The sequence below is a fragment of the Paenibacillus sp. Y859 genome (assembly GCF_056786405.1).
In genome coordinates, this window is sequence record NZ_JBXCIZ010000007.1 from 53,214 (window position 1) to 70,254 (window position 17,041).

Annotated in this window: 14 protein-coding genes and 1 riboswitch; of the genes, 13 read left to right on the forward strand and 1 reads right to left on the reverse strand. The window is 44.5% G+C overall.

Annotated features, from left to right (window positions below):
• Window positions 1-238: 238 nt before the first annotated feature.
• The 9 genes from AC1TO8_RS15445 (at window position 239) to AC1TO8_RS15485 (ending at window position 12,351) form a co-directional block, all read left to right on the forward strand.
• The gene (locus AC1TO8_RS15445; RefSeq protein ID WP_482056520.1) at window positions 239-922 is read left to right on the forward strand and encodes a TorD/DmsD family molecular chaperone; all 684 of its coding nucleotides are present in this window, start codon (window positions 239-241) and stop codon (window positions 920-922) included.
• A 740-nt stretch (window positions 923-1,662) separates the two neighbouring features.
• Window positions 1,663-3,171 carry a cardiolipin synthase gene (cls, locus tag AC1TO8_RS15450; RefSeq protein WP_482056521.1) on the forward strand — a complete coding sequence of 503 codons (1,509 nt, stop codon included), beginning with the start codon at window positions 1,663-1,665 and terminating at the stop codon, window positions 3,169-3,171.
• Between the two features lie 60 nt (window positions 3,172-3,231).
• Window positions 3,232-4,296 carry a type 2 isopentenyl-diphosphate Delta-isomerase gene (fni, locus tag AC1TO8_RS15455; protein ID WP_482056522.1) on the forward strand — a complete coding sequence of 355 codons (1,065 nt, stop codon included), beginning with the start codon at window positions 3,232-3,234 and terminating at the stop codon, window positions 4,294-4,296.
• Between the two features lie 513 nt (window positions 4,297-4,809).
• The gene (locus AC1TO8_RS15460) at window positions 4,810-5,034 is read left to right on the forward strand and encodes a hypothetical protein (protein ID WP_482056523.1); all 225 of its coding nucleotides are present in this window, start codon (window positions 4,810-4,812) and stop codon (window positions 5,032-5,034) included.
• Between the two features lie 262 nt (window positions 5,035-5,296).
• Window positions 5,297-7,132 (forward strand): heparinase II/III domain-containing protein, encoded by a 1,836-nt coding sequence (locus tag AC1TO8_RS15465; RefSeq protein ID WP_482056524.1) that lies wholly within the window; start codon window positions 5,297-5,299, stop codon window positions 7,130-7,132.
• A gap of 109 nt (window positions 7,133-7,241) precedes the next feature.
• Window positions 7,242-8,342, forward strand: coding sequence for a redox-regulated ATPase YchF (gene ychF / locus AC1TO8_RS15470; RefSeq protein ID WP_482056525.1), 1,101 nt, complete (start codon window positions 7,242-7,244; stop codon window positions 8,340-8,342).
• A 328-nt stretch (window positions 8,343-8,670) separates the two neighbouring features.
• Window positions 8,671-9,738, forward strand: a complete 1,068-nt coding sequence (prfA, locus tag AC1TO8_RS15475; protein WP_482056526.1) for a peptide chain release factor 1 — start codon at window positions 8,671-8,673, stop codon at window positions 9,736-9,738.
• 4 nt (window positions 9,739-9,742) lie between these two features.
• Window positions 9,743-10,777 carry a HemK/PrmC family methyltransferase gene (locus tag AC1TO8_RS15480; RefSeq protein ID WP_482056527.1) on the forward strand — a complete coding sequence of 345 codons (1,035 nt, stop codon included), beginning with the start codon at window positions 9,743-9,745 and terminating at the stop codon, window positions 10,775-10,777.
• Window positions 10,778-11,151: 374 nt separating this feature from the next.
• Window positions 11,152-12,351, forward strand: a complete 1,200-nt coding sequence (locus tag AC1TO8_RS15485) for an FtsW/RodA/SpoVE family cell cycle protein (protein WP_482056528.1) — start codon at window positions 11,152-11,154, stop codon at window positions 12,349-12,351.
• Between the two features lie 137 nt (window positions 12,352-12,488).
• On the opposite strand, the gene AC1TO8_RS15490 is transcribed toward AC1TO8_RS15485, so the two are convergent.
• Window positions 12,489-12,656, reverse strand: coding sequence for a hypothetical protein (locus AC1TO8_RS15490; RefSeq protein WP_482056529.1), 168 nt, complete (start codon window positions 12,654-12,656; stop codon window positions 12,489-12,491).
• A 111-nt stretch (window positions 12,657-12,767) separates the two neighbouring features.
• Here AC1TO8_RS15490 and spoIIR point away from each other — a divergent pair, with 111 nt between their 5' ends.
• The 4 genes from spoIIR to AC1TO8_RS15510 all read left to right on the forward strand — a co-directional run bounded on the left by spoIIR (window position 12,768) and on the right by AC1TO8_RS15510 (window position 16,804).
• Window positions 12,768-13,442: a stage II sporulation protein R gene (gene spoIIR / locus AC1TO8_RS15495; protein ID WP_482056658.1), complete on the forward strand. Its 675-nt coding sequence runs from the start codon at window positions 12,768-12,770 to the stop codon at window positions 13,440-13,442.
• An 862-nt stretch (window positions 13,443-14,304) separates the two neighbouring features.
• Window positions 14,305-15,519 carry an L-threonylcarbamoyladenylate synthase gene (locus tag AC1TO8_RS15500; protein WP_482056530.1) on the forward strand — a complete coding sequence of 405 codons (1,215 nt, stop codon included), beginning with the start codon at window positions 14,305-14,307 and terminating at the stop codon, window positions 15,517-15,519.
• Between the two features lie 70 nt (window positions 15,520-15,589).
• Window positions 15,590-16,150 carry a manganese efflux pump MntP gene (locus AC1TO8_RS15505; protein WP_482056531.1) on the forward strand — a complete coding sequence of 187 codons (561 nt, stop codon included), beginning with the start codon at window positions 15,590-15,592 and terminating at the stop codon, window positions 16,148-16,150.
• Between the two features lie 72 nt (window positions 16,151-16,222).
• Window positions 16,223-16,804, forward strand: a complete 582-nt coding sequence (locus AC1TO8_RS15510) for a low molecular weight protein arginine phosphatase (RefSeq protein WP_482056532.1) — start codon at window positions 16,223-16,225, stop codon at window positions 16,802-16,804.
• 53 nt (window positions 16,805-16,857) lie between these two features.
• A riboswitch (ZMP/ZTP riboswitch) is annotated at window positions 16,858-16,939 on the forward strand.
• Window positions 16,940-17,041: the final 102 nt, after the last annotated feature.

Genomic DNA, 17,041 nt, shown 5'->3' on the forward strand with positions numbered 1-17,041 from the left:
ACAGAATACGATATTCCTTATATATCCCTCGAGACGGGTCCATCTTTGAAAAAAGGTGACTTAGTTGGTTCTCCTAGTAAAAAGAAATGGTTATAATATCGTGAAGAATGTCACATGAGATATCTAACATTTGATGTATTATGAATATATAAGAAAGCGCTACCTTTAAAAGAACAAATATATGATGTTTATTGTATCGTCTCGACTCATTGCTAGGACATAAAGGGGGTTGAACTCTGTGTTACTAACCATGGAACTTGTTAAGGATACTGAGGAATGTGTACGCTGGAAGCAAGGTAGAGGCTGGGTATATCAATTGCTTATAGATTTCTTGGGGAGTCCGCCAAACTTGTCACTCGTTGCACAATGGAGACAGCATATAGTTACTAGGGAGGAAATTCTGTTAACAGAAGGCGGTCAACTGTTGAAGAGTTACTTATCCGATATTATGCCAGGTCAACTTGCTAAGGTTTGTGAATTGGAGAAGGCAGAGTACCAACGTTTATTTCACTGTATGCGTCCCATATTCCCATCGCTATGTGAAAGTGATTATGTGAGTAGGCTGAGTGAGAAGGATGTGGACTGTACTGCTGACGTTCGTGAGATTTACGTTCAGTCAGGTATTGCATTCAATAAATTGAACCATGAACAGGACGATAATATTTCGCTTGAGCTTGAGTACATGGCTATTCTTGCTGAACGAGCATCAGATGATCGACGAATCAGGACGGCACAACTAGAATTAATTGATGATCAGATTCAGTTCTTAGAGGAACATCTAGTGAAGTGGATTCCAACCTTCGGTGAAGATTTAATGTGTCTAGCACAAAGTCCGATGTATACCGCTATTGGAAGTATTCTGAAAGACTTTATACCGTATGATATGGCGATGTTGCATGTATGGAGAGAGGAACTTGCCTAGTAGAAGTTGCTTGAGAAGGCATCTTTGACCATTAAATATATGAAGATAGCTTTAAGCTGATTCCTCAAGCGTGAACAGGAGTCGGCTTTTTTGGTATATAGGAAAGTATAAGTTTCACTCGATACTATATTTCTTATATTTCCACTGCTATTCCTCTTTCCCATACTATAAGAAAAAGGACATACGCCCATTTCAGAAGTAAATGGGTGTACGTCCTATTGTTGATGCAATAGTCATTATGGGTATCTTAATTAAGTACTTTAGGTTTGCTGAATTTTATTAGTAATTCATACACTATAGGTACGATAACTTACAGAGCTATCAGTTTCAATATAAACTTTATAGGTTTTGTTCTCAACTTCAATTTCAGTTAGAACCGGACGCTCACGAACAGGGCTTAGCTTCATAGTGATCTGCCCAGCCGTAAGACCTAGTGAACTTAACTTCTGCTGATCAGCTACAATCGTGTATTGATCATAGCAAGTGGATAGACTAGACTTTGTCTATTCAAAATGTGTCGTATCTTTTTGTACAAGTCTCAGGATCTCATCGGACACTGGCTTAATATCCTCTAAGCGATCTCCGAATACGCTAACACTAAGTCCACTGCCGAGCATTCTCATCTACTATTCATCTAGATAGGCAAATATGGGAAGCATCATGTACAATAGTTAAGGGTATATGTTATCGATATTGTTATATGTTTAATCCAAATGGGAATGGAAAAGGTGAGGAAATATATGAGACGCGGGTTGCAAGTTGTATTAATTTCAGCAATTGTATTCGCATTTTATTATTTTGGATTTGGTGTTGTAGGGAGGACTGCGGGAACGATTGTTAGTGTGTTCTCAACCCTAACGGTTATTTCTCTATGTTTCATGATCTCTATGGAGAATCGGAATCCTTCGACAACGATGTCCTGGATTTTGTTACTTGCATTAGTGCCTATTGTGGGCTTAATATTCTATTTCTTGTTCGGACAGAACTTCTTCAACCGTCGGAAGTACGACAAAAAGGCGCTACGTGATATGGAAGCATACGAAAGAATCGAGAATGAGGAACTTCGAATTCATCAAGATCTTTCGAAATTTACAACGCGTCAGCAACATTTTCTGAAATTATCCCAACGGTTGGCACGCACTCCAATCTCTTTCTCTACAGAAACAACGATTCTTACGAATGGGCAACAGACCTTCTCAACTTTGCTTACCGAGCTTGAGAATGCCAAACATCATATACATATGGAATATTATATTTTTCGAGCAGATGATATCGGAACGCAAATTCAACAAATCCTGATCAATAAAGCGAAGCTGGGTGTTGCGGTACGATTTATGTATGATGCAGTGGGTAGCATTCAGATTCCCAAAACCTTCTTGAAGGAGATGGAAGAGGCTGGTGTGAAGCTGGTTGCTTTCGGTAGTGTCAAGACGAATTTCTTCTCTAGCCGCGTGAATTTCCGAAATCACCGCAAGATTGTTGTGATAGATGGGGGCGTGGGCTTGATCGGTGGGCTGAACGTGGGGGATGAGTATCTAAGCAGAAGTAAGACTTACGGATTCTGGCGAGATACACATATGCTTGTTAAGGGAGAAGCGGTTAGAACACTTCAAATTATTTTCTTGCGGGACTGGCTTTATATGACAGGAGAACGATTCCTTGAGCAAGAGTATTTGTCACCAACACTGACTAGCGGGAATGATGGTGTTGTTCAGATGATTGCGAGTGGTCCAGATAATGAGAGACGTGTACTTCGAAATCTCTTCTTCTCCATGATCACTTCAGCGGAGAAGAGTGTATGGTTAGCGACTCCGTATTTTATACCGGATGACGATATATTAACGGCACTGAGAGTAGCTGCTCTAGGTGGCGTGGATGTTAGAATTTTATTTCCTGCTAAACCTGACAAATGGGTTCCGTTCTTCGCTTCACATTCCTATTTCCCAACGTTGATGGAAGTTGGGGTGAAGATCTACGAGTATGAGAAAGGGTTCCTCCATTCTAAACTGTTGATCGTCGACGGTGAAGTAGCGACTATAGGAACGGCGAACATGGACATGCGTAGCCTGAATTTAAATTTTGAAGTGAATGCTCTTCTCGTAAAGACATCTAGTGTTCAGAAGATGGTTGCCGACTTTGAGCGTGATCTATTAACAGCTAATTTAATGAGCTCAGAACAATTGAAAGGCAAGAAAGTATGGGAGCGGATTCTAGAATCTGCTGCTCGTTTAATGTCACCATTGCTCTAGGGAGTTCACAAAAGTTGACCTTTTTGGACAACCTTTATAGCGGATGAAGGAGGAGAAATCATGATGATAAATAAATCAATAAACTCTTTAATGCCTGAAGTACCAACGGGTGAACGCAAAATAGAACATGTACGCTTATGCTTAGAAGAAGAAGTAAATGCAAGCGGTATAACAGCAGGCTTCGAACGATATCGTTTCAAGCATTGTGCGCTACCAGAGATTAATTATGATGATATAAATATCAAGTCAACCTTCTTAGGAGCTTCGCTACGCACACCGCTATTGATCAGCTCTATGACTGGAGGAAGCGAGACGACGGGAGCTATTAACGCACGCCTGGCTGAGGTTGCTGAGCGACGTGGTTGGGCGCTTGGAGTCGGATCGATTCGTGCTGCGGTGGAGCAAGAAGATTTAGCATACACCTTTCGTGTTAGAGATAAGGCACCGAATATTCCTATCATTGCTAATCTGGGAGCGGTACAGTTGAATTATGGATTTGGATCTGATCATTGTTTGCGTGCTGTAGAGATTGCGGGTGCGGACATGCTGGTATTGCATCTAAACGGACTGCAAGAGGTTTTTCAGCCTGAAGGCAATCTGAACTTCAGCGGATTATTATCACAAATCGAGAAGGTATGTCGCGAACTTACTGTCCCTGTAGGTGTGAAAGAAGTAGGTTGGGGCATCGATGGTGAGACTGCGTCGAGATTGTATAATGCGGGTGTTGCATTCATAGACGTGGCAGGTGCTGGTGGCACCTCGTGGAGCCAAGTCGAGAAGTTCCGCAACCGCGACGAGGTTCGGCGCGCGGCAGCGGATGCCTTTGCGGGGTGGGGAATACCCACCGCGGAATGCATCACGGAGGTGCGAGAGGTGTCCCCGCACGGAGGATTGATTGGCAGCGGCGGATTGAATAGCGGTGTGGATGCCGCTAAAGCATTAGCGCTTGGCGCCGATCTCGCGGGGTTCGGTCGCAGCTTGTTGGCGGCCGCTGTGGAGTCCGAGGAAGCGTTGGACGCGACCCTCGCGAGGGTGGAGTTGGAGCTACGGACAGCGATGTTCGGCATTGGCGTCGCGGATATTTCAGCACTCCGTTCAACACAGCGCTTAGTGCGGGTGAATTAGTAGTAAGATGCAGGAAGGTGCTAGGAAGATGCTAGTAAGATGCTAGTAAGATGCTAGGAAGGTGAAGGATAGTGCAGGAAGATGCTGTGAAGGTGCTGTGAAGGTGCTGTGATAGATGCGGAAAGCACCAATGAGTGTCGTAGTCGAGCAACTGTCGAATCCAGGGACTTCCCTGAGCTAGGTACTCCGTGATCCCCGCATAGTGGAATAGATGTGTAAACTGCACTTAAATTAGTGGAAAAGATGTGTTAGCGAGGAATAGTTGCACTACCTACAGTTAAAATTGGCGATAACGATGAAAAGCCAGGTTTTGAGTAATCTAGATGTACTCTGTGCAACTAAAATTAGCGTTAGAGGTAATTGGTCGGATTTAGATGTGCTTTTTGCAACTATTGCAATATCTCTGTGAAGACCTAGGGGGGGATTCCTTTGGTTTGGATAACGTGAGTTAATTTGGAATATATTAAAGAAGCGTAATATTCACTAATTCACACTCCGGGGGACATCCAGGTTATGAGCAGTAAAGATGAAGAAATGCTTCCAATGTCGAAGGAAACGGTCGAAGTGGAAGGGGTATACGAGAATGAAGAAGGACGAGAGATGTACTTGCGTAGAGGGGAAGAGTTTCCTTCCGATCTTGTGCTAGGAAGAACGGAATGGAAGATGACTGAATTCGAGTATAAGTTTTCGTTACTTTTATCCCCTATATTTTTGGACAAACGGCCCTTCTTCGCATAAGAGAAGGACGGTGAAGCCGTTTATCTTTATATAAGGAAATAAATATTTGTATCCACATATGTGGCGGAAGTTAAGGAATTTGATACACTAGGGAAGATAGGACGACTTATTGTGGTATTAGAAATAGATCGGCCGGGTAGCTAACTCGTGAATACATCCTTTGAAGGGAGGGAAGTAAAGAATTCGAGACTCATCCGTAGAAGGGAACACGCAACGTGAATTCCCCTCACGACTACAGTCGCGAGTGTCCTTTACGCAAATCATGAAGTCATTGTTGAAAGCGCTACAATATGGTACGGAAATAGCTGGAGGGAATGGGGGAGAGCTTCTATTCTCAGAGGGGCGGAACAAGGCAACCTGGGGTAGAATCTCCACAGATTCCTTTTATTCTGAGATGATTTGTGAAATTCGTGAGCTTGGCGAGAGTCTTCTAGAAGAGCCCATGCCTGTCATTCCATTTTCATTGTACAAAATGTTCGATACAACTGGTGACCGAGAATTATTCCAGAATGCTTACTTCGAGCGAAGACGTAGGCTAGATGCCTTCGTGTTCCTATCCTTATTGGATGAGGATGACAAGTATATAGCCGCCTTAGAGGATGTTCTTTGGGCTATTTGTGATGAATATACATGGTGTTTACCTGCTCACTTAGGCGGAAGTCTATCGCTGAAACATGATGAGGCACGCGGACATCGAGAGGTGCTAGATTTATTTGCAACTGAAACAGCGTTTTCTTTGAGCGAAGTGATTCATTTACTAGGGAAACGTTTATCAGAAATCGTTGTTCATCGTGTGGTGAAGGAGATCAAGGAGCGAGTATTAGAATCCTATGCTTCTCTCAAACCATCAAGCTGGTGGGAGACGACGGATATGAATTGGGCGGCGGTATGTGGTGGGTCTATTGGAGCGACAGCGATGTACCTGATTCAAGAGGATGATACGCTAGCGCCACTGCTTCATCGAGTGTTGGACACTATGGATTGTTTCTTAGACGGCTTTGCAGCGGATGGGGCATGTCGCGAAGGCGTGGGATACTGGGCCTATGGTTTCGGATATTATGTTTATTTCGCAGTTCTGTTGAAGCAGAGAACTGCTGGAGAGATCGACTTAATGCACAATAATGACAAGATCAAATCCATCGCGATGTTTCAGCAGAAATGTTATTTAAGTGATAATTACGTAATCAGTTATTCGGACACACCTCTTACATATCAGTATCAGATCGGTCTGACTCATTATCTTAAATCTCTTTTTGAGGAAATCGATGTACCTCCCTTTGAGTTCCATTCAGGTCCTTGGGGTGATCATTGTTTCCGATTCTCTCATGGTATTCGTAATTTACTGTGGAGCAGAGAAGATTATGTTACAGATAAGCTACCCGAAGCTTGTTATGTATTAGAAGAAGCGCAGATCTTCATTCGTCGTAGTGAATGGAACGGTACGAACGTCGCTTTCTCTTTAAAAGGTGGCCATAATGCTGAACCGCATAATCATAATGATATCGGTAGCTTTATTCTCCATGCTGGAGAACAACCGATCTTTGTTGATCCAGGTCTCGGCACGTACACGAAGGAATACTTCGGTGATCAACGTTATTCCATGATCTATAATGGTTCGCATGGGCACTCCGTCCCGATTATTGAAGGGCTCCGTCAACAGGAGGGAGAACAATATGCGGCACAATGGGTTCAGATTGCTCCTTCTGAAGAAGGAGATGTCTTAGTTCTAGATTTAACGAATGCGTACAAAACGGACAATCTCATATCATTGACCCGAAGGTGTCGATTTCATACCGATACGCTTCGTATAGAGGATGAATATAGCTTCGCTAGAACGCCTGTCTCGATTACAGAAAGATTCGTTACTTTTATTGAGCCAGTACTTCAGAAGGATGGAGAAATTGTGCTACAAGCGGGGAATGGGATCTCTGCAAAGTTACACTATGACGATAATGAATTGGAATATCGCTGTGAGCGGGTAGCGTTTTTACCTGAAACTACGAACCAGTCTTTTTTATATTTAATCGATTTAACGGTAAAAGAACCTAAGTGTGAGCAGATTGTAGCTGTGAATATAGAAATTTACTCGCACGTATAGATGGCTATGCTGTAATCCTTGCCGGGTTAAGTGTTCTAATATATAATAGATAGGATTGAACCGTATAATATAGTAAGATCTATCACCTAAAATGGGAGTTGTCATATAAATGGTTTTAAGAGCCGGAATCGTCGGTTTACCGAACGTAGGAAAGTCCACGTTGTTTAATGCGATCACACAAGCAGGGGCAGAAGCTGCCAATTATCCTTTCTGTACGATCGATCCGAACGTTGGGGTTGTTGAAGTACCTGATGAGCGTTTGGATAAGTTGACTGAGTTAGTTGTGCCGAACAAGACGGTGCCTACGGCATTCGAATTTGTTGATATTGCTGGATTAGTGCGTGGTGCGAGCAAAGGCGAAGGGTTGGGTAATAAATTTCTAGCTCATATTCGTGAAGTGGATGCGATTGTACATGTGGTGAGATGTTTTGAAGATGAGAACGTGACGCATGTGGATGGAAAAATAAATCCAGTCAGCGATATCCAGACGATTAACCTGGAACTTATTCTTGCCGATCTTGAAAGTATTGAGAAGAAGATTGATCGTTCTCGTAAAAACATTAAGAACGGTGACAAGAAAGTTGCGCTAGAAGTTGAAGTGCTTGAACGTGTAAAAGAAGCACTTTATAACGATATGCCTGCGCGTAGTATTGAGCTTAGTGAAGATGATCTAGCGATTATTCGCGATCTTCATTTGCTGACACTTAAGCCTGTCCTGTATGCAGCGAATGTGAGTGAAGATGGCGTTGCGGATGCGGACAACAATCCGTATGTGCAGCAAGTGAAGGATTTCGCAGCAGCAGAGAACGCAGCAGTTGTGCCAATCAGTGCTAAAGTAGAATCGGAAATTGCCGAACTGGATGGCGAAGATAAGGAGATGTTCCTAGAAGAGCTAGGACTTTCGGAGTCTGGTCTTAATCTTCTGATCAAAGCAGCTTACCGCTTGCTAGGCTTGTATACGTATTTCACAGCAGGAGTTCAAGAGGTTCGTGCATGGACGATCATCAATGGGACGAAAGCGCCACAAGCAGCGGGTGTTATTCATACCGATTTCGAACGCGGATTTATTCGTGCAGAGGTAGTATCGTATGATGATCTTGTTGCCGCAGGATCTATGAATGGTGCTAAAGAGCGCGGCCAGCTTCGACTTGAAGGTAAGGAATACATCGTAAAAGATGGAGACGTTATGCATTTCCGTTTCAACGTATAGAACGTGTAGTGAATGATCTGAATAGATAGGAATAAGCTTACCGGCTTTGGGCTAGGTAAGCTTATTTGTTGTTTATATTGGATGTGTAGATAATGAAAAGTGGAAAGGAGAAGGCCGATGTAATGATTCATTTTGCAACTAAACCATTTTCCTAACGACATATCCTAGCGATATATACTCATTTACTAAAGGACGAAATTTATATATTATGTCTTAATTAGGGTATCTTGTAAGTGGGTGATTAAATATAGTTATTTTTTAAAAATTATGATAAAATAAAGAGTCGAAATAATAATCGGTGTATTTTAAATAGGAGAGGTGACCCCCAATGTTGGACAAATTACAATCCTTGGCGGACCGCTATGAAAAGCTGAGCGAACTGCTCTGTGATCCTAACGTTGCAAGTGATACTGCAAAGTTGCGGGAATATTCTAAAGAACAATCGGATTTGCAGCCTGCGTTTGAGGCTTTCACTGAATATAGAACCGTGACGGAAGAACTAGATGCTGCGAAGGCGATGCAATCAGAGAAGTTAGATGATGACATGCGTGAGATGGTCAAGATGGAAATTGATGAATTAGCATCTCGGCACGTCGAGTTAGATAGTCATATTCGTATCTTGCTATTACCGAAAGATCCGAATGATGATAAGAACGTCATTGTGGAAATTAGAGGTGCTGCGGGTGGAGATGAGGCGGCTTTGTTTGCTGCTGATCTTTATCGTATGTACACTCGTTACGCGGATGCACAGGGATGGCAAGTAGAGATTATGGATGTTAATAGCAATGATCTTGGCGGATTTAAAGAAGTGATCTTCTCCATTAACGGTCGTGGGGCATATAGCAAAATGAAATATGAAAGTGGCGCACATCGTGTGCAACGCATCCCAACGACAGAGTCGGGTGGACGGATTCATACATCGACATCGACTGTGGCAGTACTGCCAGAAGCGGAATCTTTTGAGATTGAAATTCTTGATAAAGATATTCGTGTAGATACATTCTGTTCTAGTGGCGCGGGTGGACAATCCGTTAATACGACGAAATCTGCTGTACGTGTGACTCACATCCCTACGGGCATTGTGGCAACTTGCCAAGATGGTAAATCGCAGAACAAGAATAAAGAGTCGGCTCTTAAAGTACTACGTACCCGTATATCAGATACGAAGCGTCAGGAAGAAGAAGCGAAGTATGCTGGTGAACGTAAGGGGAAAGTGGGTACGGGGGATCGAAGTGAGCGGATTCGTACTTATAACTTCCCACAGAGCCGGGTAACTGATCACCGAATTGGACTGACCGTTCATAAGTTGGATCAGATCATGAATGGGGATATCGAAGATATTATTGCTGCTCTAAGTATTGCTGAACAGGCAGAAATGATGGATAAAGGGGAATAATGCTTTGAACAACGACGTATTTGTCATGACACCAAAGCTCAGTATACGGGAAGCCTTCGCGGAGGCTTCCTCTTTTTTCATAAATTGCGGCGTGATGGAGCCGCAAAGGAATGCCCAGCTTCTGCTGGAGCATGTGCTGGGCTTGTCTAGCACCGCCTATTACATGGCGTTGCCAGAGCCCTTCCCTGCAGCTGCTATAACTGCATGGGAAGACGCGGTCACCCGTAAAGCGGCAGGTGAACCCGCGCAATACATCATGGGCGAGCAGGAATTCTACGGCCTGCTCTTTGAAGTGACGCCGGCCGTGCTGATCCCTCGACCGGAGACCGAGCTGCTAGTCGAGGCCGTCCTGCAGCAGGCCGAGCGGCTGTGGCCTGGCCGCGCTACGTTGGCGGCGCCACAGCCAGGCAGCGTAGCTGCCACGGCAGCCGTGCCGCCCGCTGCGCTGGGCGCGCTCGCCGCTGCTGGCGCCTCGCTCACGGCAGCGATGCCGCCAGCAGCGGCCGCCGAGCTCGCGCCGCTCGTAGCCGCGGACATCGGCACCGGCAGCGGTGCCATTGCCGTGACGCTCGCGGCGCATGCCCCTCGCTGGCGCGTATACGCCAGCGACATCTCGCCCGCGGCGCTACGCGTAGCCGCGGGCAATGCGGCACGGCATGCAGCAGCCGTTGCCTTCCGCGAAGGCAACCTGCTGGCGCCGTTTGCCGGGATGAAGTTGGACATATTGGTGTCCAACCCGCCCTATATACCGGCTGAAGATATCGCCGGTCTGCAGCGTGAGGTGCGCGACTTCGAACCGCGCCTCGCACTGGATGGAGGTGCGGATGGGTTGCTGCCCTACCGCATCATGATGGAGCAGATCGCGATGCTAGCCGCCCCGCCTCGGCTTATAGGTTTTGAATTGGGTATGGGACAAGCTGAAGAAGTTGCCGAGTTGCTGCGTCAATCGGGACATTGGAATGAGATCATCATCGTTCCTGACCTTGCCGGAATTGAACGGCATGTACTCGGAGTTAATATAAAGTTGAAAATGGAATAGCTGCAGAAACTGTACTTATTTTGATGGAAAAGTAGAGGATACGTAGAATAGTTGCAAAAGTGGTACTTGAAGTAGGGGAATCCATGAAAAGTAGGGTTTTCGAGTAATCTAGATGTACCCTGTGCAACTAAATGTAGCGATAGGCGAGATTGGCCGAATTTAAGTGCGCTTTATGCAACTAACGGGTATTGTTACATTCGCATTCCGCCTACCAAAACAACTTGTTCACTTAGGACGCCGTAGTGCGCCTCTTTCATGATTCATGAATTTGGTTCAAGTAATCAATTGAATTAGGTACTGAACATCCTATACAATAGAAAGAAGTGCACTTTGGGGCACAATGGGCGGGAAGCCTTAGTACAGGAGGGCGACACATGCTTCAGAAGTTAAAAAAGATAGATTATATTATAGTGGCTGTCCTGATTGCCCTCATGGTGATTAGTATCTTGTCTTTATTTAGCGTAACTAATGGAAGAACTAGCACCGGCTTAGATGGACATCACATGAAGATGTTGATATTCTATGGTATTTCTTTTGTTGCCTTCATCATATTGGTATTTTTTGATTACAGAATTTTGATTAAATATGCCTGGGTCATTTATTTACTTGGTTTGGTTTTACTTGGAGTAGCGAGTTATATAGGTGAAACGACGAACGGAGCAACGGGATGGATCAAAATTGGAGATAATCTTTCATTGCAACCGGCAGAGCTTTTCAAATTATGTTTAATCATTTTTTTAACCTACGTCCTTGTTCGTGTTAATAAGAATAAGTTATCCTTTTGGAGAAATGTTGTACCAATTAGTGTGATAGCCTTCATTCCATTTATTATCGTTATTGCACAGAACGATCTGGGAAATTCATTCAGTTATATTGTTATTCTCATTGGTCTGCTGTGGATTGGGAACATCAAGTTTTCTCATGCCTTGATTGGTGTAGTCATCATGATTGGAGCTCTCATTGGTGGCATTCAAGGATACATTCATTACCATGACGAGATCAAAGTATCACTGGAGTCCATTGATAAGGCTCACTGGGTGGAAAGACTTGATCCTTGGCTTGTTCCTGAGAAGGCAACGGCTAAAGCTAGTTACCATACAGACAATGCCAAGCTTGCTATTGCTTCTGGAGGAATGAGTGGAGAAGGGTATGCGAAAGGGACATCGGTTCAAACCGAACGTGTACCTTATACGTATTCTGATTCTATCTTTGTGCAAATTGCCGAGGAATTTGGCTTCGTTGGAGCATCGGTGTTGCTACTATTATATTTTGTAATGATTCATCGAATAATTCTGATCGCATTAGAATGTAGGGATCGTGCAGGACCCTATCTCATTGTGGGCGTCGTGGCCATGATGTTATATCAAATTTTCGTTAATATTGGTGCTTTTCTTGGAATCATGCCTTTAACTGGGATTACACTACCATTCATAAGTTACGGGGGAACATCACTGCTTATTAATATGGCTAGCATTGGCATCGTGATGAGTGTGCGAGTTCATGGGCAGGATACGGAAGAAGAAATGGTGGTTCAACCGTTGAGTTACTCTAATGTTACGAAGCAGAGAACGTAAGGCTACTCCAATACTAGAATGGACAATAGCCTTCGGTTCAGCGTTTATATTACGAACCCCTTTAAGTGGACACTCAAAGCACCCTCATACTTAGTTATGAAGGAACGAGTGAACTTGGAGGGGTATTTCTATGTGCGCTACTCCTCCATAACATCAGCGAATAGATCGGCAATCGGGTTGTCCCCGCTTGTATGATTGCGTGCAACTTTGACTGCTTCGCCAATCATTTTTTTCACAGCTGGTCGTATTCTGGTTTGACTTTCCCTAAATGCTGCAACCCATTCCTTCCCGTTTAATAGATTCATAGGTTTAGACTCTATCAGATCCGGACATGCTAACAAGTATGAACTGATAGAGAGGGGCCGGCTGCTGTGAAATGGAATGCGATACAGTGGAATGAGAAGAAAGCAGATGAACTGCGCTTATTGTTGAAGAATACAGCTATTATTTTTAGTATATTATTTATGCTTGTGATGTCATGGGATGGACAGCGTACAGATGCTTCAATTGTAGGAGGTTCGATTCCGCAGGAATCTATTCGGTTGCGCATTCTGGCCAATTCAGATTCGGTGGGTGACCAACTTGTCAAAAGAGAAATTAGAGATGCCATTGTTGCAGAGATGAACGGTTGGGTGGCAGAGTTGGAAGATCCGCAAGATCTGGATCAGGCGAGAGAAACCATTCAGAATCATATAGTAGACTTGAATATATTAGTGGGTAGAGAGTTGCGCAATCGAGGAATTAACTATTCTTATAACGTGGAGTTAGGCGTAGTTCCTTTCCCAACCAAAATGTACGGAGGTATGGTATACCCGGCAGGTGAATATGAAGCTTTGCGAGTTACCCTTGGTGAAGGAAGAGGTCAGAATTGGTGGTGTGTACTATTCCCTCCATTATGTTTCATTGATGCTGGAAGTGGTGATGCGGTAGCTCAATCCGAAGAAGGTTCGGTAGAAGCAACTGGACCAGAAGGTTCTAATAGTTCGAACATAAAGCAAGTTTCGTCTACTGTCGAGCAAGATCCGGAAGTGCGCTTCTTTCTATGGGACTTTTTATGTGGAATCGTGGATTGGGTCAAAGGGTTATTCTAAATGAATAGGAATTCGCGCGAAAGTGCAGGTATTTCTTTCAAAAGGAACAATCTAGCGAGAATGCCTACAATTGTGCAGGTATTTCATCCATAAGTGGTTGGAATCGTCTTTACAGCGGGAAAAGGATGTATTATCGCAGGCATCTCCCGCAACGGCTAGATCATGCGAAGAAAGGATGTACAATCGCAGGTTTTTCGCTACTAGCAGCTTGTGTCGGCTACCGCCGCGTATCCGCGCTCGCATGTATCAATACCTCACACCTGCTATTCAGCTTGTTATATTGTACGGCTCCCTTTCTCGTATCGGCCACCACTACGTGCACACTACAGCTGCTACCGTCGTGTGCCACGCCCCATTCCTCTCCTGTCCCTCCCCAAACGCGACTTATACAGATTTAACGGAAGCCACAGACCTTATGTTAGCAAAAACGCCACTTTTGTAATTTTAACGAAACTGAGCGACCTTATTTGGACCTTTTCTCCAAGTTTGGGTCGTTTATTCGCATATAGAGGCTTGCATTTCCGTTACAACTTCATATAGGTGCCTTTTCGCGGAATAGTGTCTGTGAGATCCGTTAAAAAGCCCGAAGTTACGATACGTTTACTGTATCAATTGAAATGTGAGATAATGTTGGAAGTTGCTTGCAATAACAAGCGATTTTTCGAAATAATAAGAAATTATAAGTTTCACAGGATACTAAGATCCTTATATTTTCGATGAGACGGGTGCCTGAAAGTGATATGAAGTATCGCTAGCATCGGAAGCATAAGCTTATTGAAAAAAGGACGGCGAAGCCGTTTCTACTTGTGATGCTCACTATAACAAAAAGATGAAATTTATATAGAAAGCCTGGGATATAAAAATGATGCATAACTTTGATAACGGACTGGACAGCGTAATGCGATGTGAGAAATTGGATACAGTCTATTGGAATGTAAGCTCTTTGTTAGAAGGGGGAGCGGGGTCGGATGACCAAGATACAGTAACTGGACAAGCGATAGAGGAAGCGGCAGCACTCTTGCAACAAGGTGGAATCGTCGCCTTCCCAACCGAAACGGTTTATGGGCTAGGAGCAGATGCCCGTAGCACGGAAGCGGTAGAAGCGGTGTTCAATGCAAAAGGACGCCCTTCGGATAACCCGCTGATTGTTCATATTGCCGACCGTTCGCAATTAGCTGAGCTGATTACGGAAATTCCTCCTGTCGCGCTCGTCCTAATGGATCTGTACTGGCCCGGTCCACTTACGATTGTGCTTCCACTGCGATCTGATGTGCTTTCGCCTCGCGTTACTGCGGGTCTGGATACGGTTGGTATACGTATGCCTGATCATCCGATTGCACTGGCTTTGATTGCGGCAGCAGATTGTCCTATTGCTGCGCCCAGTGCAAACCGCTCGGGGCGACCTAGTCCTACACTCGCTTCGCATGTACAGGAAGACTTAGATGGTCGGATTGACGGAATCCTTGATGGTGGTCCAGCTGGAGTAGGTCTGGAATCTACCGTTGTGCGTACATTCGTAAGTGGGGAAATACATGTGCTACGACCTGGTGGAATTACGATCGAACAGCTCGCCTTGGCGGAGGGGGTCGCCGTTATTACCGGAGGAGGAGCTCTTGTAGAGGCGCAGTCTGCTGTATCCCCAGAACTTCTGAAGGGAACGGCATATGTGGATACTACTGAATCCGAGGCTCCGCGTTCCCCGGGGGTGAAGTACGCTCACTATGCACCACAGGGGGAGCTAACAATTGTACGAGGCATCTCGCCTGAGGTCGTCGTATCTCGAATTACAGCTTTATTGGATAGAGCTGTAGATGATGGAGTAATGACAGGTTTACTTTCTTTTGACGAACATATTCCAATGTATGATTTGGACTCCGCAATCCATGTTATTTCACTTGGGTCGCTAAATAATCCAGCTGAGGCAGCTCATAAGCTATACGTTGCGCTACGGCTTTTTGATGAGTTAGGTGTCGCTTACATGCTAGCCGAGGCTTGTTCGGAAGAAGGGCTTGGCGAAGCGGTGATGAACCGACTTATTAAGGCCGCTGGAGGAAGAGTTATCGAGGTGGATATCTAACTTTTATCATGTTTTACTCCTTGTCCGCATATGGTTGTACAAAAGTACAATCGGATTTGGAGGCGTGTGTATGCTGGAAGCTACTGCCCACTGGGGTCAGTTAATTACGATATTTTTGATGGCAATTGCTCTAGGAATGGATGCTTTATCGCTAGGTGTGGGAATTGGCATCAGGGGGATTCGGTTGCTTCATGTGCTTAGAATTAGTTTGTTAATAGGACTTTTCCATGTGTTAATGCCCTTATTGGGGATATTTGCGGGACATTATATTAGCTCGCTGTTGGGAAGGGTTACGGGATATGCTGCGGGCGGGCTATTGTTGTTGCTTGGGGGACATATGATATTTAATTCTTATCGTAAAGGACATGCGAAAATAATAAATTATCGCGCATGGGGCGGAATGTTGCTGTTCTCGATTAGTGTGAGCATCGATTCGTTCTCGGTAGGAGTATCTCTAGGGATGTTCAAGAGTGATCTGTTATTGACGGTTCTCATATTCGGTGTTGTCGGAGGTCTGATGTCTATGTTGGGTCTTCTCCTCGGTAGAAGAGTGAGTCACAAACTGGGGGAACATGGAGAAGCTCTAGGCGGCGCGATATTGCTTGCATTTGGGCTTATGTTTATCTTCTGATGCATTCAAAGCATGATACAATGTATAAGAGGTTATTTAATATGTAAGGACAGATTTGAAGGGGGTAACGAGTTGCGAATTCTATTTGTTTGTACAGGGAATACATGCCGCAGCCCGATGGCGGAAGCTCTTCTTCGGAAGCTGGCTAAGGAGCGTGGTCTTTCGCTTGAGGTGAGTTCTGCGGGTGTGGCAGCGACAGAAGGAATGCCAATATCTAGACATGCAGAAGCGATACTACGTGACCATAATATAGATGATGTAATAACTTCGCAAGCGTTGGGGATAGATGTCATACTTGATTGTGATCTGATTCTGACCCTTACTCAATCGCATAAACAGCATGTTCTTCGGATATACCCAGAAGTTGTGGGTAAGATCTATACGTTGAAAGAATATGCGGAAGATGATGAGCAGGTACTTCGGGATCTGGATGAATTGGATAGTCTTTATGCGACGTTAACGATGAATAGGGCGTTGGGGAAATTGATTGAACATCGGGATCAAGAACGTCTAATTGAAATTCAACAGCGGATACCGAGCTTTGATGTATCTGATCCATATGGGGGTTCACGAGCAGATTATGATGTGGCAGCGGCAGAAATTCATACAGCAGTCGAGCGGATTGTAACTAAGCTTGCGGATCGGAGCAACTAGAACATCGTTGCATTTCATCCTCTTTTGTTTTATCATGAGAGCAGAAGAACAATCGGTTCCGATGTAACTGGCGACTCTGTGGATGAAACCACGATGGAGCATCGGGATATACGGCCGGTCGCCTGGGCACAAGAGCAATTCTACGGGAATCCCCGTAGACTGCTCTTTTTTCGTCTTTTGACTAAAAAGTAGGTTATAATGGTACAAGACAAAAGAGTGATAATAGGAGGTTTTTCA